Here is an 18076-nt window from a genome sequence, read left to right as displayed (position 1 = left end):
CGGCGGCAGGCCGTGTTCAACCCAGAGATGCCTCTATCGCAGTGTCTCGTGTTCGATTTGGCGAGTGAATGTACAACTATCTCGATTTTGAAAAGCCCGTTGCCGATCTCGAAGGCCAGATCCTTGAACTGAAAAAGCTCGCCGAAAGCGGCGAAGCGGTGGACGTCGCCGATGAGATCGCACGCCTTGAGAAGCGCTCCAAGGATGCACTGGTAGAAATCTACCGGTCTCTGACGCCCTGGCAAAAGGCACAGGTGGCCCGCCATCCCGACCGCCCGCACTGCCTCGATTATGTGCACGGGCTCTTCACCGACTTCACGCCGCTGGCCGGCGACCGCGCCTATGGCGAAGACAATGCGGTGATCGCCGGCTTTGCACGTTTCAATGGCGAATCCGTTGCGGTGATCGGGCAGGAAAAGGGCAATGACACGCAGAGCCGGCTGAAGCACAATTTCGGCATGGCCCGGCCCGAAGGCTACCGCAAGGCGGTGCGTGTGATGGACCTGGCGGACCGTTTCGGCATCCCGCTGATCAGCATCGTCGACACGACCGGCGCCTATCCCGGCATTGGCGCGGAAGAACGCGGGCAGGCGGAGGCCATCGCCCAGTCAACGTCCAAATGCCTTGGCCTGAAGGTTCCGAACATCGCCGTCGTTATCGGCGAAGGCGGGTCGGGCGGCGCAATTGCGATTGCCACCGCCAACCAGGTCTACATGCTGGAACACGCCATCTATTCGGTGATTTCACCCGAGGGGGCCGCCTCCATCCTGTGGCGGGACTCCGCACGCGCCAAGGATGCGGCCACCAACATGAAGATCACCGCGCAGGACCTGATGACCCTCAAAGTGATCGACGGCATTGTCCCCGAGCCGATCGGCGGCGCGCACCGCGCACCGGAAAAGGTGATCGCGGCGGCCGGCGACCAGATCGAGAAGGGTTTTGCCGAGATGGCCAGCGGCAAGATGGATTACCGCGAGCATCGCCGCGAGAAGTTCCTCGCCATCGGCCGGACTCTATAGGTCTCGATCAGGCGGCGGAAGCACGCTGCGGTCTGCGCACCACCCGGACGGTGCCGCTGTTTCCGCCACCGCAGAAAAAGCGGTCTCCGCCGTCGGATTCAAGACCCGAAATGCCCATACCGGATGGCATGTCCAGTTGGGTTAGCACTGCCCCGGTTTCAGGGTTGATGCGTCTCAATTCGCTTTCGTCTCCTTCCCACGTACCGTGCCATAGCTCTCCGTCCACCCAGGTGACACCCGTAACAAATCGGGTGGATTCGATGGTACGCAGGATTGCACCGGTCTCCGGGTCGATCTTGTGGATTTTCCGATCACGATACTGACCGACCCAAAGCGCGCCATCGGCCCAGGCGAGACCGGAGCAGCCTCCGTCCTGCGGTGCAGGAATGCTGGCCAGCACCGAACCCGTTTTCGGGTCGATTTTCTGAATCCGGTCTTCCGCGATCTGAAACATGTGCGTGCCGTCGAAAGCCGTGCCCGCCATAGCCGTCATCTCGATCGAGCGAACGATCTGGCCGGTTCCGGGATCGACTGCGTTCAACCTGTCTCCCGAAGCAAACCACACGTTCTGCCCGTCATGGGTGACACCGTGAACGGCCTCCACGTCCGGGAAGGGGCCGTATTCCTGAATGATGTCTGCGCTTGATCTGGTCATGATCCGTTTCCTTTCCGGTTGATCATGGCCCGAGCCTAGCCGCCGGTGATTTTGGCAGGGAGTAACAAGTTTGTCGGGAATCCTGGCAGCGTCGGCACGACCCAGCGACAGGCCCGCCCGCGCCCGAAAGACCGCACCTTACCCTCCTCCCTCAACCGTTCGAGCGCCCGCTGCACGGTGCGGGAGCTGACGCCGAGCGCAAGCGCAAGGGCAGCGCTGGACCACGCCTCACCATCGCCGAGCAGGGCAAGCACATCGGCATGGCTGTCTTCGACAGGCTGCGCCAGAACGGCCACGTCGCGTCCGCTTGCGATGGTCAGCACGAAACCGTCTTTCGTGGCACGCAGCTTTGCATGCGGGCGCAGCAACGCGCGCAGTCTGCCGATCTCCACCCGCAGCCGCGCACGGTGGGACTCATCCGCAACCTTGCCTCCAAAGGCCCGCGCCACGAGGTTTGCGCGTGAAGCGTCTCGCGGCCAGGCTTCCGCCAGCGTTCGCGCAAGGGCAAAAAGAACCGGGCGTGTTCCGAGCCGGATCGTCTCGCCGGCACTGCGCACCACGTACCGGCAGGCATCCACAACGACTGTATCCGACGCAAAAAGCGCCTCCACCTGATCGAGCTGGAGCAGCCCTTCACGCCCTTTCGCGATCAACCTGGCAGCCGGCGCCGCCAGCGCCCGCCTGGCAGCATCGACCTCGCTCACCAGCGCTGGGATGCCCGCCTGCACTGCAGCCGCGGCGGCGCGTTCCAGCGCGGCTCTCGCCTTGCCTGCCTCGACGCGGCGCATGGCGATGCCGGCGACCACCATCTCGTATCCGGCCTGCGCCTGCAGAGGCAGAAGCCCCGGATCGAGCGCACCAAGCTCCCGCTCGGCCTCATCCAGACGGCCGATCAGGAGGAGATGCCGGGCTGAGAGATAACGGGCATAGGCGGCGTTGACGGTATCGCCGTGGCGCGACAGCATTCTGCGTGCGCGCTCAAGCGCCTTCTCCGGCCAGCCGAGATCGCGCGAGACAAGGGCAATCTCGGCTTCCGCCACGACACAGCGCGCGCGGGCCCTGTGTTCGCGCGGGCTGAAGGCACGGCCGGCACGACGCAGGAGCGCCTTGGCAATATCCAGATCTCCAAGCTGCGCCATGGCGATGCCGCGCAATGCCAGCGCCGGCGCATCGCTGCGCAGGGCGATGCGATTGAGCGCGCCCAGAGGGTCACCCGCCGCCAGGGCACGGCCCGCTGCCGTGATCAGAGCGTCCATCTAAATCGCGCCACGATTGTCACTCTCACCCCTGAAAACCGGCCTCTACTCTACCGGACAGCCGCCAACCGACAAGACGCGGATGAAGGGCGGCGGAGAAAAGGAGAAAACCATGACCACACACGCGATCGGAACACGCGAGGAATGGCGCGAAGCGCGCCTGGCGCTTCTGCAGGAAGAAAAAGAGCTCACCAGACGCAGCGATGCGCTGGCGCAGAAGCGCCAGCAACTTCCCCGGGTGCGCATCGACAAGGCGTATCGCTTCGATACCGAGGCGGGCGAAGCCACGCTGGTGGACCTTTTTCAGGGACGCTCGCAGCTTCTTGTCTATCATTTCATGTTCGGCCCGGACTACGAGGCGGGATGCCCCTCCTGCTCGGCCATTGCGGACGGATTTGACGGCTCGGTGGTGCATCTGGCCAATCACGACGTGACCCTGATGGCCATATCCCGCGCGCCGCTTTCAAAGCTGATGGCTTTCAGAAAGCGGATGGGCTGGTCCTTCCCGTGGGCATCTTCCGGCCGGAGCGATTTCAACCAGGATTTCGGTGTGAGCTTCACGAAAGAGCAGCAAAGCGAGGGCATCGAATACAACTTCCGGCGCGAACCGCCGATGAAGAACACACTGGCCGGCAAGACGATGCAGACCTGGGAGGGTGACAGCCCCGTTGCCCAGACCGCCGCGATGACGGGAACCGACGTGCCCACCTTTACACGCGAAAGGCCGGGTGCCAGCACCTTCGTGCTGGAGGACGGAGTGGTTTACCACACCTACTCCACCTATGCCCGCGGACTGGACGGGCTGTGGGGCATGTATCAGTGGCTCGACCGCGCGCCCATGGGGCGCAATGAAACGGGCATGTGGTGGCGCCACCATGACAAATACTAGAACGCTGCCCGTGGCCCTGGCCCTTGCGGCAACGCTGGGGCTGGCAGCCCTCTGCTGGGGCTTCATGGCACAGACGATGGGCGACATGCAGATGGGACCGGCTGCCTCGCCCGGCCCGTTTCCTGCCTTCATCGCCATGTGGATCGCAATGATGGCCGCGATGATGCTGCCCGGCATCGCACCAACCGTCGTGAAGACAGCCAGAGACGGCGCTTCCAGTCCCGCCGTTCTGGGCTTCGTTGCAGCCTACCTCATCGTCTGGGCCGCGATCGGCCTGCCGGTCTATATGCTCTACCAGCCGCACGGCACCACCATGGCGGGCATCGTCACGATGGCTGCGGGCCTTTACGAGTTCACACCCATCAAGAAGGAAGCGCGCCGTCGGTGCTGCCGCGGTCCCCTCTCGTCGGGTCTTGAGTGCGGGTTCTTCTGTGTCGTCATGACGATCGGGCTGGGGCTCGCCATCATCGCCGTTCCGGAACACGTGCCCGGCCTCATGCCGACCATGTGACACCAGCCGGCCCGGTCAAAGCACCTTGCGCAGAAATGCGCGGGTGCGCGGGTCCTTCGGATCGGTGAACATCGCGTCGGGCGGACCCTGCTCGACGATCTTCCCGCCATCCATGAACAGGATGCGGTCGGCTATGTCGCGGGCGAACTGCATCTCGTGGGTGACGATCAGCATCGTCTGGCGCGCATCGGCGACGCGCTTCAGCAGTTGCAGCACCTCGTCCACCCATTCGGGATCGAGCGCCGAGGTGGGCTCGTCGATCAGCATGATCTCGGCCTCTGCCGCCATGGCGCGGCCAATGCCGACGCGCTGCTGCTGGCCGCCGGAAAGTGCCGCCGGGTAGCTCTGCGCCTTGTCGGCGAGACCGATCGTTGCAAGAATCTCCTCGGCGCGGGCGTGCGCCCTGGCCTTCTCCCAGCCCCGGACGGTGATCAAACCCTCGGCGATGTTGTCGCGCGCGGTCATGTTGGCAAAGAGCGCATAATTCTGGAACACGAAGGAGGTCTGTCGTCTGAGCGCGAGTTCTTCTGCGGCCCTGACCCGGCGTGCATCCACCGTTACCGGGCCAATGGTGATCATCCCCTCATCGGGCTTTTCGAGAAAGTTGAGCGAGCGCAGCAAAGTCGACTTCCCTGTGCCGGACGGGCCGATGATGGCAACACGCTCACCCGAACGGATATCGAGATCGATGCCATCCAGAACGGTATTGTCGCCGAAACGCTTGGTGAGCCCCCGGACAGAGATCATCGCGCCACCGCCTTCCCGAGCCGTGCTTCGAGCTGGCGCTGGACGACCGTCAGCGCCTCGACGATGACCCAGTAGACAATGGCGACGAGAATGAAGGCCTCGAAATAGAGAAAGCTGCCGGCCGCTTCCTTCTGTGCCGCGCCCATCAGCTCCGTCACACCCAGCGTGAAGGCAAGCGAGGTGCTCTTGATGATATCGACGAAGTAGTTGACGAGCGTCGGAGCAGCTATGCGGGCCGCCTGCGGCAGGATGATGCGACGCATCATCTGCGCTGTCGTCATGCCGACGGAGCGCGCCGCTTCCCATTGTGAACGGTCAACCCCGAGGATCGCGGCGCGAATGCTTTCGGCCATATAGGCCGCGAAATGCAGGGTGATCCCCATGATGGCCGCGGTGACGCCATTGATGGCTGTCAGGAACGAAAACACCTGCGGCAGGCCGTAATAGAACAGGAAGAGCTGCACCAGAAGCGGCGTGCCGCGAAAAAAGCTGATGAAAACCTGAGTGAAGCCGTCGAGCAGGGGCACGCGCATGACGCGCACAATGGCCATCAGCGAGGCGAGCAGCAGCGCAAAAACCATGGCCACCGACGCCATGGCGAGCGTCAGCGGCACATATTTGAGAAGCACGGGGACGAGCCCCAGCATGTAGTCGAGATCAAGCGGTCTCATCGTCCCCGGCTCTCATTGGCGTTGCGTGTTTACTGGGTAATGTCGGTGCCGAACCATTTCTGCGAGATTTCGGTCAGCGTGCCGTTTTCCTTCAGCGTGGTGATGGCCGCGTCCACGCGGTCGCGCAGCGCCTTGCCTTCATCGTCGTTGCGGAACGGGAGCGCGTTGCGGATCTCGGAGAAGGGCTGGCCGGCGAGCGCCAGCGGCAGCGGCGTTTCCTTGATCACCTGGCTGGCGCTGACGCGGTCCATGACGAAAGCGTCGACGCGGCCGAGCGCCGTGTCCTGCTCGAGATTGCTCTCATAGGTCTTGATGTCGATCTCGTCGGCATAAGGCAGTTCGCGCAGAAGCTGCTCGAAATTGGAGCCGAGATTGACGGCGACCGAGCGGCCCTTGAGGCTTTCGGGTCCGGTGATCTCACCCTCATTGCCCTTCTTCACGACCACCTGCGCACCGTCGATCACATAGGGCTGCGAGAAGGCGAATTTCGCTTCGCGCTCGGGCGTGATGGTGATCTGATTGGCGATGGTGTCGATGCGGTTCGATTCGAGCGCGCCGACGAGGCCGGAAAAGCTCATGGTGACATATTCCACCTCGTCACCCGTCTCCTTGACCACGGCATCGATGAAATCCACCTCGAAACCCTGAAGCTTGTCCTGCTTGACGAAGGTGAACGGGAAATAGCCTCCCGACATGCCGACACGAATGGTCTCTGCCTGGGATGCCGAAACGGTGGCGGCGAAAATTGCGGCTGCTAGTGCCAGTTTGCGCATTGTAATCTCCAGCGGCGCCCTGCGCCTGCGTGTTGCTTGGTGCGGCACAAATAGTCAGTGTAGAAAAATTTTCTATAGGTCTGCCGATTTCCTTATTTAAAAAGCAAAATTCTTATACTTATGGCGCAGAGAAGCGTATCGGATGCCAAAAATAGGGATTGTTTGAGTATGATTTAACCGCTTTGTCATAGGCACGAAGGCGATCTACCGGGCAGAAAGCCAACTCGCGAACACGCTTCAGCCTCTTGCGCGCACAACATTCCTCCCCTAGAAGCCGCGAAAAGGCCACAAAGCCCGACAAAATGCCACGAAATGGTCACGGCATGGCTGCAATGCCTAACGAGCCGGGTAATCTTTTCGAAAGCATAAGGGTTCATTTTCTATAAGCGGAGTGCCATTTTAGATTCTCCGCACGGGGGCCAAATAGGCGGGACACGACAACCATCCATGACACGCCTGATCAAATACGCCTTCTTGCTGTCGACAGCGTTTGCGCTGGCTGCATGCAACGAAACACTTGAAGACATCGCGCCGAAGGCCGAGCGTCAGTTGCCGGCGCGCGTCGTGCAGACGATGAAGGCCAAGGGGATGAGCAAGACCTCTCCCGTGATGATGCGCATCTTCAAGGAAGAGGGAAAGCTGGAAGTCTGGAAGGCCAAAACCAATGGCCGGTACGACATCATAGCCAGCTATGACATTTGCAAATGGTCGGGCCAGCTCGGGCCGAAATTCACCGAGGGCGACCGCCAGGCGCCGGAAGGTTTCTACACGATCCGCCCCGGCCAGATGAACCCGAAGTCGAGCTATTACCTCGCCTTCAACATCGGTTTTCCGAACGCTTACGATCAGGCCAATGGCCGCACCGGCAAGCACCTCATGGTGCATGGCGCCTGCTCGTCCGCAGGCTGCTACTCGATGACCGACGAACAGATCTCGGAAATCTATGCTTTCGCCCGCGACTCCTTCAAGGGCGGGCAGCGTGAGTTCCAGGTCCAGGCCTTTCCGTTCCGCATGACGGCTGAAAACATGGCCCGCTACCGTAGCGACCCGAATTACGATTTCTGGAAAATGCTCAAGGAAGGTTACGACCACTTCGAGCTGACCAAGATCCCGCCGAAGGTGGATGTGTGCGGCAAGCGCTATGTGTTCAACCGTGAGGCCGCGGACGGAGAGCGTCTTTCGCCGACCGCTGCATGCCCGCCGATGAGCCAGCCCGAATCGCTCCTTACGGCCTACCGGCAATACCAGGCGCAATACGACATCGCTTTCAACAGAGCCCTGAAGGCACAGTCGACCGCTACACGCTCCGAGACCATCGCCGGGCACGAGGAAGCGCGCCTGGTGGCGGACTGGAGCAAACGCCGCGCGCGGGGCGAAAAGGTCTCGCGCCTGCCGCCCAACATTCCCTCGCCGACCGCGGTCGCCGAGGCGCCTCAGCCGGCATCGACACCTGCCGTTGCAGCCACGGCTTCGGCCTACACGGCAGAGCCTGCCTCACGCCTTCAGAATGCGCTGGAAGCCGTCGCTGGCCAGCCTGAACAGCAGGAGCCGGCGGAAAGCACCGCCGCAGCCGTGGCACCGGTGCCGACAGAGGGCGCCGTTCCGAGCCCGACACCGCGACCGGACGCGAGCGCTGAACGCACAGCCTCCGTCCCGGCTCCGGCAACGGGTGGCCAGGCCCCTTCGCTGCGGCGCCGCATTCAGAACATCTTCAGCCGCTGACCGTGACGGTTGCACCGCAGACATACGACCTCAAGGGGCTAAACTGCCCCTTGCCGGTGCTGAAAGCGCGCAAGCGCCTTGCCGGCATGCCGCGCGGCGACCGACTGTGGCTCGAAACCACCGACCCGCTGGCGGTGATCGACATTCCCGCCTTCTGCAACGAGAACGGACATCTGCTCGTGGAGACGGAAGCGACAAGCGGCGGGCATCGCTTTCTCGTGGAACGCGGTTAGAGCATCGGACCGAAAAGTCGAATCCGGTTTTCGGATTGTTCCGATGCTCCATTTACAGTTTAGATCGTCCTTTGTGCGTCCGCATGGACGCACGGCGATCCAAGCCGGCGGTCAGCAGTGGCGTTAAATGACCTGAACTTTAAACGGCGCAGAAATCAGAGACATATCCGTCCCACATTCTTCCCAAACACTGGGTCAGCGCCCAATTGCGTCGACGCGGCGCGCGGTTCAACGGCGAAAGCCCGCTATGGCGAGCGGATTGTCCTCAAGGGCAGCCCTGTCGGGCGTGTCGACCGCCGCATCGCCCATGAACGCCGAGAACAGCCCCTTCACATAGGCTTCGTCGAGCCCCGTACCGATGATGACGAGACGCACGCCGCGCGTATCGTCAGGCCATTTCGCCAGAAGGCGCGGTTCGTGCAGAACCTGTCGAACCCCCTGCACGACAAGCGGACGATCCGGCTGCCCGTGCAGTTCGACAATGCCCTTCAGCCGCAGGATCTGCGGTCCGCACTGGCTGCGCAGAAGGTCGAGAAAATTATCGAGCGCCGGGCCTGAAATGGGCCGGTCGTGCGTCAGCAGGATCGTGTCGTAGGCTGCACTGTGCCCATGGTCATGGTGATGGTCGTGCCCATGATCGTGTCCATGGTCGTGATCGTGATCGTGATGATGATATGGCTGAGCATCACGCAACGCCCCGGCGGCGCGTGCGCCGATGTCGAGCGCACTGCAGTCAATGATGGCAGCAGCCTCCATCCCCTCTGCCACGAGCGGCTGGAGACCCGGTGCAAGCTTTGCGAGGTACGATTCCAGACCGAAGAGCGCGTCCGCCACAACCGCATCGGTCTTGGTGAGGAGAAGCCGGTCGGCCACCGCCACCTGATGCCGCGCCTCTTCGTGCGCTTCGAGCGTCTCACGCCCGTGCATCGCGTCAACCAGCGTGACAACGCCGTCCAGCCGGTAACGCGCAGCCAGGGCCGGATGCGCGGCGAGAGCCTGCAGAACCGGCACCGGATCGGCAAGGCCGGTGGTTTCGATGACAACGCGTTTGAGACTGTCTGCACGGCCATCCGCGAGGCGCTCATCCAGCCCCAGAAGCGTGTCGACCAGCGCGCCGCGGACCGTGCAGCACAGACAGCCATCCGACAGTTCGATGATGCCGTCGGATGCCTCTTCCACCAGCAGATGGTCGATGCCCACGGCACCGAACTCGTTGACGATCACGGCGGTGTCCGAAAGTGCCGGATCGCGCAGCAGCCGATTGATCAGGGTTGTCTTGCCGGCGCCGAGAAAACCCGTGACGAGGGTCAACGCGATGGTGCGGGACATGGTGATCAGCCACCCTGCGCGGTGTCGGCGGTGGCGCTTTTCAGCGGATATTCCGGCCGCGGCGTGGGGATCGGCACATCGGCATAGCGCGGCACCGACGGTGCCGGGCCGGTGGCGCCGCCCAGAGCGATCGTTACGGCGCGCGGCTCGTGGTCCATCGCCGACAGGTAAGGCGAGCGCTGAACCAGGAGACCGTCGTCGTCACCGCGCTCGAACCGGGCCTTGACCGCCGCTTCGGAACAGACCTCGGGGCGCAGGTCGACCGCCACATTGCGGCCTTCGCCATAAGGCGCGAACGCGGTGATGGAGGGCGAGACCGAGCTCTGAATCCTGAAGCCCTCGGCAAGCAGGCGTGCGGCTTCCTCACCGCGCTCCACCTGCGATGGAGCACCCAGCACGATCGTCGCAAGCGTGCGGCCGTTGCGCGTGGCCGTGGCAGCGAGATTGAAGCCGGACGAGCACACATACCCCGTCTTCATGCCGTCCGCGCCGGGAAAACGGCCGATCAGCCAGTTGTAATTCGGCAAAACCCTGTCGCCGGTGCGGATGGCCTCCATCGAGAAATAATGCGCGTGCTGCGGGAACTCGGTGCGGATGGCCCGCACGAGAAGCGCCAGATCACGGGCGGTGGTGTATTGCTCGGTTGAGAAGAGACCGTGCGGGTTTACGTAGTGCGTGCCGGACATGCCAAGCTTGCGGGCAGCCGCATTCATGCGCTTTGCAAACGCATCGACCGAACCGCCGACGTTCTCGGCAATCGCCGTAGAGACATCATTGGCGGACTTGACCATGATCAGCTTGATGGCGTTGTCGAGCGTCAGCACCGAGCCTGCCGGATAGCCCATCTTGCTTGGCGGCTCCCGCGTCGCACGTTTGGAGATCGTCACCGGAGAGTTGAACTGCAGCTCGCCATCCCTGACCGCCTCGAACGCCACATAGGCCGTCATCAGCTTTGTGAGCGATGCCGGATACCAGCGCTGGAATGCGTCTTCATGAGACAGAACCCTGCCGCTGTTGACGTCGAGAACGATTGTCGGCCCTGCCGACGCCGGCATGACTGCCGCGACCATCCCCATCACTGCCCCGGCCACCATCGGCGCGGCAAACCTTGCGAAACACATGCGCATTATCCGAATTTCATGTCCGCCTGAAATATCAGGCTCCGTTGTTGACCCGTATACCGGTTATTGTCACCTGTGCCTGCGACAGATGGTCAACGACCGGCCTCAAGCCCCGTTCGCTCCATATCGGCGCGTCCGGGTGCATTTAACGCGAACCGGGCACTTATAGCAAAAAACCACAAAGCCGGCGCCTGCTTCGCGCTCCAGAATACCGATGCGGGGCGAACAAAAGCCCAAGCTGGTCCAACCGGATCAGCTTGCAATCACGCGTGATCACATCTTACCTATTGCTGACTTCAGGAAGATGACCACGGGATGCATGCGGCCCCTCCGGTACCTGCGCGAAACCCGCCTCGTCATGAAGGGCAAATGCCGGCAAAAATTTGAAGGGAACAGCAAAACATGCCGATTTTGAATCGTTCTGCGGAATTGCAGGCCGAAATCGCCGAATGGCGCCGTGACATCCACCGTCATCCCGAGCTTCTCTTCGATGTGCAGCGCACCGCCGGCTTCGTGACGGAGAAACTCACGGAATTCGGCTGCGGAGAGGTTGTGACCGGGCTCGGCAAGACCGGTGTGGTGGGCATCATCGAAGGCAATCTCGGCGACGGGCCGACCATTGGCCTGCGCGCCGACATGGACGCTCTGCCGATGACGGAGATGACGGGCAGGCCCTGGGCCTCCACCATTCCCGGCAGGATGCATGCCTGCGGCCATGACGGGCACACGGCCATGCTGCTCGGCGCTGCGAAATATCTCTGCGAAACGCGCAATTTCAGGGGCCGTGTCGCGGTGATCTTCCAGCCCGCCGAAGAAGGCGGCGGTGGTGGCAACGAGATGGTCAAGGATGGGATGATGGAGCGCTTCGCCATCGAGCGTGTGTTCGGCATGCACAATCTGCCGGGCCTGCCCGTCGGCCAGTTCGCCATCCGCCCCGGGCCGATCATGGCGGCCACGGCGGAGTTCGTGATCACCGTGAAAGGGCGCGGCGGCCACGCTGCCATGCCGCATACGGTGGTCGACCCGATTCTCGCTGCAAGCCAGATCGTGACGGCACTGCAAAGCATCGCTTCGCGCAATGTGCATCCGCTCGATTCGGTGGTGGTTTCGGTCACAAAGTTCCACGCCGGCGACGCCTTCAACGTCATTCCCGATTCCGTGGAGCTCGCCGGCACCGTGCGCACCCTGAAGAAGGACGTGAACGCCGATGCCGAAAGCCGCATGCGCGCGATCTGCGCGGGCGTGGCTGCCGCCCATGGCGCCACGGTGGAGGTGGACTACGATTCCAACTATCCGGTGACGTTCAACCATGCCGACGAGACCGCCTTTGCGAGTGCGATAGCAAGCGAGATTGCCGGCGCGGCCAATGTGGACACCGACATCACGCCAACGATGGGCGGCGAGGATTTCTCCTACATGCTGGAAGCCCGCCCGGGCGCTTTCATCTTCATCGGCAATGGCGACAGCGCCGCGCTGCACAACACGGCCTACGATTTCAACGACGACGCCATCCCGCACGGGGTGAGCTACTGGGTGCGCCTGGCCGAGACCGCCCTGGCGGCATGACGCAGGGGACGGCGCCCTGCACGCCGTCCCATTTGATCTTGGCGAACCGGCTTCATCGCGTTATGAGAGGGCTCAGCGGTCCCGTAGCTCAGCAGGATAGAGCATCAGATTCCTAATCTGAGGGTCACAGGTTCGAATCCTGTCGGGATCGCCATTTTTGCTGGGTCCAGCCCGATGACATCGCCCTGCCGGCCTGCGATGCGCACTTTTCCCCAAACGCGCCACGATCCAATCCAGATACACTGATAACGAAGGTGCGTTCAGGACTTTCTCAAGGCAGCGTGGAGACATGACGTGACAGCGAAACCTTTCCCCGGCGTGAACCGGAAAATTGCCCGCACCGCCCTGTTCGGCGCCTGTTTTGCATTTGCTCAGGCTGTGCCACCGGCCCTTGCCGACATCATCGATAGCGGGAGAATCGAAAGAATCACGCTCTCATCCGGCGGGCTGGCCGAGATCAGGCGCTCCGCCCGCATCGACGGGGATGGCACGCTGCGCATCGACATTCCGCTCGACCAGGTGGATGATTTTCTGAAAAGCCTGGTGGTGAGCGATCCCGCAGGCACGATCGATGCCGTCACGCTCGACGGGCTCTCGCCGGTCGAGGAGACGTTCCGGCGGCTGCCCTTCAGCCCCGGTGAAATGGGCTCCGTGCCGGCGCTGGCCGCTGCGCTTCAGGGCATCTCCGTGCGCGCCACCTCGGGCGGACGCACCGTCGAGGGCATGATCCTCGGTGTCGAAACGCAACAGACGGGCAGCGAAACGGCCCCCCGCATCGAGCGGGTTCTCTCGGTGATGACGGCGGACGGAACGGTTGAAGTTCTGAAGCTTGGAACCGACACCCAGCTCGATATCCGCGACGAGGCGATGCGGGAGCGGCTGCGGGAGGCGGCGAAGGTGAGCGGACGCGGGCGCACCGACGCCATCCGCTCCGTGGCGGTCACGCTATCGGGAACGCGCGCGCGCGACATCGCCCTCTCCTATGTGGTGCCGGCGCCCGTGTGGAAGACCGCCTACCGGCTGGTTTCGGCCGGAGAGGAGACCGCCCGCCTGCAGGCCTGGGCGGTGATTGAAAACGCGACCGGCGAGGACTGGGAAGGCATCGGGTTGACGCTTTCTTCCGGCGCGCCGGTGACCCTCGCCCAGAGGCTGCATCAGCGCTACTGGAGCGAACGCCCGGACATTCCCGTTGCCGTGGGCAACGCCGCGCCGCCGCGGCCGGACGATGCAGCTGGCATCGAGATGGCCGAAATGAACGCCGCCCCCCGGCACATGCGCGCCCTGGGCGGGGCAGCAGCACCCGCCCCGATGGCGGATATGGCCATGATGGAGCCTTCGGCACCGACCAATGGCAGCCAGGCGCGCGAGGGCGAGACGAGCGCCACCTACCAGTTGCCGAACGCCGTCGACCTCGCAGCAGGGCAGAGCCTTTCCGTGCCGTTCGTGGACGCAAAGGTCCGGGCAGAGCGGGTCTCGGTCTTCCAGCCTGAAAACGGCGGAATCCACCCTGTCGCAGCCGTGTTTCTGAGAAACGACACCGAGGCAAGCCTGCCGCCCGGCATCGTCACGGTCTATGACGGGGCGAACGGCTATGTGGGCGATGCGCAGCTCCTGGGCATTCCCGCCGGCGAAAGCCGAATGGCAAGCTTCGCCAGCGACCGCAAGGTCGAGATCACGACCGAAACGAAACCGCACGAGATCGTCGGCAAGGCGGCCATCACCGATGGTATCCTGCTCACGACGACGGTTTCGCGGATCACCACGACCTATGCGATCAAGGGCGCTGCGGACGCGAAACGCACCGTTCTGATCGAGCACCCGCGCCGTGACGGATGGCAGATGACCTCTGACGCGCTCGACAGCGCCACACCGACGCATTACCGCCTGCGCGCCACTGTGGAGGCCGGAGGGAAATCCACCGCCAGGACCGTGATGGAGCGCAGCCGCACGGAGAACTTCGCCCTCATCGATGCCAGCGCCGACGCGCTTTATGTCTGGGCCGGCTCGGCAGCCGACGACGAAACCACGAAGAAGCTGAAGGCGCTCGCCGCGCTCAAACGCGAGGCGGCGACTGCCGAACGCACGCTCGCCAGTGTGCAGCAGGCGCTGGAACGAACCGCCGGAGACCAGGCCCGCATCCGCGACAATCTGGGCTCGGTTCCCCGCGAAAGCGCATTGGCAGAACGCTATATGCGCATGCTTGAAGAACAGGAAAACCGGATCGCCTCGCTCGGTGAGGAGAGAGCCCGGGCAGAAACCGAGATGGAACGCCTGAGCAGCGAGGTGCGGGCGTTTATCGACGGGCTCTGATCACTCTCAGGCGTCATCCATGGAGCCGGCTCCAAACGCTGCGCCGGCTCCGACTGGCGCCAGCGCACCGGCTGCACCGTCACGGTCGGCAAGTCGCGCCAAAAGAAAGCGACGAAGCCCAAAGAGCCCCATGACCGGGAGAGCGACCGTCGTGAGAGGACCGCCGCCGGCAAGGAAGAAAGACCAGAGGATCGTGATCGCAGACGCAAGGAGAAGCGCCAGCGAATAAGGGCGGTGAACGCCCGGCGCCCCGTCGACGCCGATAAAGCCCCGGCGCGTGAAGATCAGCGCGCATCCGGTCACGAAGATAGTGATCAGAACGCCCTTATAGGCGACCTCGACAATGGCGTCCCCCCAGGCGGGCATGCCAAAACGGTAGAGACCGACGATCAGCGGCGTGATCACGAGAAGGTGGATGTTGATGCCGAGAAGCACCGGGTGGAACCGCCAGCGGCAGACACGGAAGCCCACAAGCATGCATGCGGCAAGCGCTGCCCCGATCCAGCCCGTCAGTTCCTGATCTGCTCCACTGCGCCACAGCGCGACAAAAACCAGCGACGGCAGGCTTTCGACAATATCCGTCAGCCATTCGCGCTGCATCGACGTCCCGAACATGCCTCTTTACCCTCTCCTATTTGCGATCCACCGCACCGACGTCCAGCAGCGGTGCGGCATCGAGCGCGCCGGCATTGAGCATTGCACCGACACGCTCAAGGGCTGCAACGATCATGCCCTGTTCCCAGTCCGGCAGGGCCTGAAACTGCTCTGAAAAGGTCTTCTGCAATGGATCGGGCGCAGCGCTCAACAGCGCCCGGCCCTCTTCCGTCGGCGCCACCCAGACCACACGCTTGTCGCGCTCACTGCGCGTGCGGGTGACGAGGCCACGCGCCTCCAGCTTGTCGACCAGAGAGGTGGCGGTCGCCTGCCCGACACCGGCCTTGCCGGAGATGTCCTTCGGGGTGGCCCGGCCTGCCGCAGCGACAATTTCAAGCACGATGAGCTGCGGTGTTGTCAGCCCTGTCGCCCGGGCAAGTGTGCGCGCGTTGAGCTCTGTTGCACGCAGGATTCGCCGCAGCGCGATCAGGCTTGTTTCAGTACGATCTTCCATGCCGCCATTCCCCAGGACTTCGGAGGCCGAAGGGGCGATTCTCGGTCGCCGCTCTCCACTCGCACACAAATAGCAGAGAAAAGATATTTTGATTAGCGAATAAAATCTTCCTCGGAAACCATTGCATTTCATGGGCTTGCGCAGCTCGTGGAACCATTTTCAATTCCAGCGGTTGAAATATCCTTCGATAGTCATAATATTCGGCGCGCTATGAGGAGACCAATGGCCACCACTGATATCAAGCTTGTACGCAAGCGATCGTCCGAAATTGTCTATCGCCCCCCGCGCAAGGAAGACGGCGCGGACGTATGGCGGCTCATCCAGTCCTGCGAGCCGCTCGACGAAAATTCCCTTTATTGCAATCTCTTGCAGTGCGACCATTTCGGCGACACATGCATTGCCGCCGAAAGAAGCAGCGACGGCGCGCTGGTCGGCTGGATTTCAGCCTATCTTCTGCCGGACGAGGACAACACATTGTTCGTCTGGCAGGTCGCCGTGGACCAGAGCGTCCAGGGCATGGGCGTCGGCAAGAAGCTGCTCGCCGCACTGCTCGACCGGGAAGCCTGCGAGAACGTGCAGGCGCTCAAGACCACCATCACCTCCGACAACAAGGCAAGCTGGGGTCTGTTTTCCTCGCTTGCCCGCAGGCGCGGCGGCCAACTGAGCCACGAGCCTTATTTCCGCAAGGATGCGCATTTCGATGGCAGGCATGCCACCGAACACATGGTGACGATCCGGTTCACCGAAGACGCATCCGGCGAATTAGGCGGAAACTGGATTTCTCTGCGCAATGCAGACGAAGCCCGGAGCGACGATGCCGCCTGACGGCGACACAAAAATCCGCACGACCGAACAATCCGAAGGAAAAAAGATGACGACCGTTACGACGGACGACAAACAGATTTTCACGCGACGCGAATCGGAAGCGCGCAGCTATTGCCGCAGCTTCTCCACCGTGTTCACAAAAGCCAGCGGCTCGACCCTGACAGACGCCGAAGGCCGGGACTACATCGACTTTCTGGCCGGCTGCTCGAGCCTGAACTATGGTCACAACGACCCGGACATGAAGGCCGCGCTGATCGAGCATATTGAGCGCGACGGCGTCACGCACGGGCTCGACATGCACACCGATGCCAAGGCCGAGTTCCTCAAAACCTTCGAGCGTCTCATTCTTCGCCCGCGCGACATGGATCATCGTGTCCTGTTCACCGGCCCGACGGGCGCCAACGCCATCGAGGCCGCGCTCAAGATCGCCCGCAAGGTGACGGGACGCCAGAATGTGGTGTCCTTCACAAACGGCTTCCACGGCGTCACGCTCGGCGCGCTGGCGGCAACCGGTAATGGCTATCATCGTGGCGGCGCCGGCGTGCCGCTCAACCATGTAACGCGCATCCCCTACGACGGCGCGATGGGCGGCGATATCGACACGGCCGATCTCTTGAACCGGATGCTTTCGGAGCCTTCCAGCGGCGTTGAAAAGCCGGCTGCAATCCTGCTCGAAACCGTGCAGGGCGAAGGCGGGCTTAATGCCGCATCGCGCGAATGGGTGCGCCGGGTTAGCGAGATCGCCCGCGCTCATGGCGCGCTGCTCATCATCGATGACATTCAGGCGGGCTGCGGCCGCACCGGCAATTTCTTCTCCTTCGAGGAGATGGGCATTTCGCCGGACATCATCACCATGGCGAAATCGCTGTCCGGCTACGGCCTTCCGTTCGCAACGGTTCTGGTGAAGCCGAAATATGACGTCTTCGGCCCGGCCGAGCACAACGGCACCTTCCGCGGCAACAACCATGCCTTTGTCACCGCACGCGTGGCGCTTGAAAAATTCTGGGCGGACGACACGTTCCGCGCCACGATCGCCGAGCGCAGCGCCTATCTCGAAAAGCACCTCAGCGAGATCGCCGCGCTTCTGCCCGAGGCCCGCGTGAAGGGCCGTGGCATGATGATGGGTGTGGATGTGGGCTCAGGCGAGCTGGCGAGCGACATTTGCAAGCGCTGCTTCCGCGATGGCCTGATCATCGAGACCTCCGGCGCGCATGACGAGGTGGTGAAAATCCTCTGCCCGCTCAACATCGATCAGGAAACCTTTGCACGCGGCCTGGATATTCTTCAGTCTGCCGTCGCCGAGACAACCCAGAACACGAAAATCGCAGCGGAGTAACGAAT

18 protein-coding genes and 1 tRNA gene are annotated in these 18076 nt (G+C 62.8%); 10 read left to right on the top strand and 9 right to left on the bottom strand.

What is annotated here, in order from left to right; genetic code table 11:
- Window positions 1–68: 68 nt before the first annotated feature.
- Window positions 69–1019 (top strand): acetyl-CoA carboxylase carboxyltransferase subunit alpha, encoded by a 951-nt coding sequence (locus tag AC07E3_RS04085; protein WP_478360376.1) that lies wholly within the window; start codon window positions 69–71, stop codon window positions 1017–1019.
- A gap of 7 nt (window positions 1020–1026) precedes the next feature.
- Here AC07E3_RS04085 and AC07E3_RS04080 read toward each other — a convergent pair whose 3' ends face one another.
- A complete protein-coding gene (locus AC07E3_RS04080; protein ID WP_478360375.1) occupies window positions 1027–1674 on the bottom strand; it encodes a Vgb family protein in 648 nt (215 codons plus the stop codon).
- Window positions 1675–1709: 35 nt separating this feature from the next.
- Window positions 1710–2930: an HTH domain-containing protein gene (locus tag AC07E3_RS04075; RefSeq protein WP_478360374.1), complete on the bottom strand. Its 1221-nt coding sequence runs from the start codon at window positions 2928–2930 to the stop codon at window positions 1710–1712.
- Window positions 2931–3042: 112 nt separating this feature from the next.
- On the opposite strand from AC07E3_RS04075, the gene AC07E3_RS04070 reads away from it, so the two are divergent.
- Window positions 3043–3819, top strand: a complete 777-nt coding sequence (locus AC07E3_RS04070; RefSeq protein WP_478360373.1) for a DUF899 domain-containing protein — start codon at window positions 3043–3045, stop codon at window positions 3817–3819.
- Entirely contained in the window at window positions 3806–4330 is a 525-nt protein-coding gene (locus AC07E3_RS04065; protein WP_478360372.1) for a copper chaperone, read from the top strand. The genes AC07E3_RS04070 and AC07E3_RS04065 overlap by 14 nt, the downstream gene beginning before the upstream one ends.
- Before the next feature lie 15 nt (window positions 4331–4345).
- Here AC07E3_RS04065 and AC07E3_RS04060 read toward each other — a convergent pair whose 3' ends face one another.
- The 3 genes from AC07E3_RS04060 to AC07E3_RS04050 are packed head-to-tail and all read right to left on the bottom strand — an operon-like array spanning window position 4346 to window position 6521.
- Window positions 4346–5077, bottom strand: coding sequence for an amino acid ABC transporter ATP-binding protein (locus tag AC07E3_RS04060; RefSeq protein WP_336070091.1), 732 nt, complete (start codon window positions 5075–5077; stop codon window positions 4346–4348).
- Window positions 5074–5748 carry an amino acid ABC transporter permease gene (locus AC07E3_RS04055; protein ID WP_336070090.1) on the bottom strand — a complete coding sequence of 225 codons (675 nt, stop codon included), beginning with the start codon at window positions 5746–5748 and terminating at the stop codon, window positions 5074–5076. Before AC07E3_RS04055 ends, AC07E3_RS04060 begins: the two co-directional genes overlap by 4 nt.
- 29 nt (window positions 5749–5777) lie before the next feature.
- On the bottom strand, window positions 5778–6521 hold the full coding sequence (locus tag AC07E3_RS04050; protein WP_223005460.1) for an amino acid ABC transporter substrate-binding protein: 744 nt from the start codon (window positions 6519–6521) through the stop codon (window positions 5778–5780).
- A 447-nt stretch (window positions 6522–6968) separates the two neighbouring features.
- Here AC07E3_RS04050 and AC07E3_RS04045 point away from each other — a divergent pair, with 447 nt between their 5' ends.
- Window positions 6969–8243 (top strand): L,D-transpeptidase family protein, encoded by a 1275-nt coding sequence (locus AC07E3_RS04045; protein WP_478360371.1) that lies wholly within the window; start codon window positions 6969–6971, stop codon window positions 8241–8243.
- Between the two features lie 2 nt (window positions 8244–8245).
- Window positions 8246–8476, top strand: a complete 231-nt coding sequence (locus tag AC07E3_RS04040; protein ID WP_478360370.1) for a sulfurtransferase TusA family protein — start codon at window positions 8246–8248, stop codon at window positions 8474–8476.
- 228 nt (window positions 8477–8704) lie between these two features.
- On the opposite strand, the gene AC07E3_RS04035 is transcribed toward AC07E3_RS04040, so the two are convergent.
- Both AC07E3_RS04035 and AC07E3_RS04030 read right to left on the bottom strand, forming a co-directional pair.
- Complete coding sequence (locus tag AC07E3_RS04035) at window positions 8705–9805, bottom strand: CobW family GTP-binding protein (protein ID WP_478360369.1); 1101 nt, start codon at window positions 9803–9805, stop codon at window positions 8705–8707.
- Between the two features lie 5 nt (window positions 9806–9810).
- Entirely contained in the window at window positions 9811–10926 is a 1116-nt protein-coding gene (locus AC07E3_RS04030) for a D-alanyl-D-alanine carboxypeptidase family protein (protein ID WP_478360368.1), read from the bottom strand.
- 402 nt (window positions 10927–11328) lie between these two features.
- Between AC07E3_RS04030 and AC07E3_RS04025 the strand changes: the two genes are divergently transcribed.
- The 3 genes from AC07E3_RS04025 (at window position 11329) to AC07E3_RS04015 (ending at window position 14802) form a co-directional block, all read left to right on the top strand.
- Window positions 11329–12492, top strand: a complete 1164-nt coding sequence (locus AC07E3_RS04025) for a M20 aminoacylase family protein (protein WP_478360367.1) — start codon at window positions 11329–11331, stop codon at window positions 12490–12492.
- A gap of 77 nt (window positions 12493–12569) precedes the next feature.
- Window positions 12570–12646, top strand: a tRNA-Arg gene (locus AC07E3_RS04020).
- Window positions 12647–12786: 140 nt separating this feature from the next.
- Window positions 12787–14802, top strand: a complete 2016-nt coding sequence (locus tag AC07E3_RS04015) for a DUF4139 domain-containing protein (RefSeq protein WP_478360366.1) — start codon at window positions 12787–12789, stop codon at window positions 14800–14802.
- 6 nt (window positions 14803–14808) lie between these two features.
- Here AC07E3_RS04015 and AC07E3_RS04010 read toward each other — a convergent pair whose 3' ends face one another.
- Together AC07E3_RS04010 and AC07E3_RS04005 are read right to left on the bottom strand one after the other, a co-directional pair.
- The gene (locus tag AC07E3_RS04010) at window positions 14809–15417 is read right to left on the bottom strand and encodes a hypothetical protein (RefSeq protein ID WP_478360365.1); all 609 of its coding nucleotides are present in this window, start codon (window positions 15415–15417) and stop codon (window positions 14809–14811) included.
- A gap of 16 nt (window positions 15418–15433) precedes the next feature.
- Window positions 15434–15910 (bottom strand): MarR family winged helix-turn-helix transcriptional regulator, encoded by a 477-nt coding sequence (locus tag AC07E3_RS04005; RefSeq protein ID WP_007010256.1) that lies wholly within the window; start codon window positions 15908–15910, stop codon window positions 15434–15436.
- A 222-nt stretch (window positions 15911–16132) separates the two neighbouring features.
- On the opposite strand from AC07E3_RS04005, the gene ectA reads away from it, so the two are divergent.
- Together ectA and ectB are read left to right on the top strand one after the other, a co-directional pair.
- The gene (gene ectA / locus AC07E3_RS04000) at window positions 16133–16735 is read left to right on the top strand and encodes a diaminobutyrate acetyltransferase (RefSeq protein ID WP_322340359.1); all 603 of its coding nucleotides are present in this window, start codon (window positions 16133–16135) and stop codon (window positions 16733–16735) included.
- A 46-nt stretch (window positions 16736–16781) separates the two neighbouring features.
- On the top strand, window positions 16782–18071 hold the full coding sequence (gene ectB / locus AC07E3_RS03995) for a diaminobutyrate--2-oxoglutarate transaminase (protein ID WP_478360364.1): 1290 nt from the start codon (window positions 16782–16784) through the stop codon (window positions 18069–18071).
- Window positions 18072–18076: the final 5 nt, after the last annotated feature.

The sequence above is a fragment of the Nitratireductor lacus genome, from assembly GCF_056431025.1.
The sequence above is the reverse complement of the archived record's forward strand: the minus strand, read 5'-3'. Positions and strand labels throughout refer to the sequence as shown.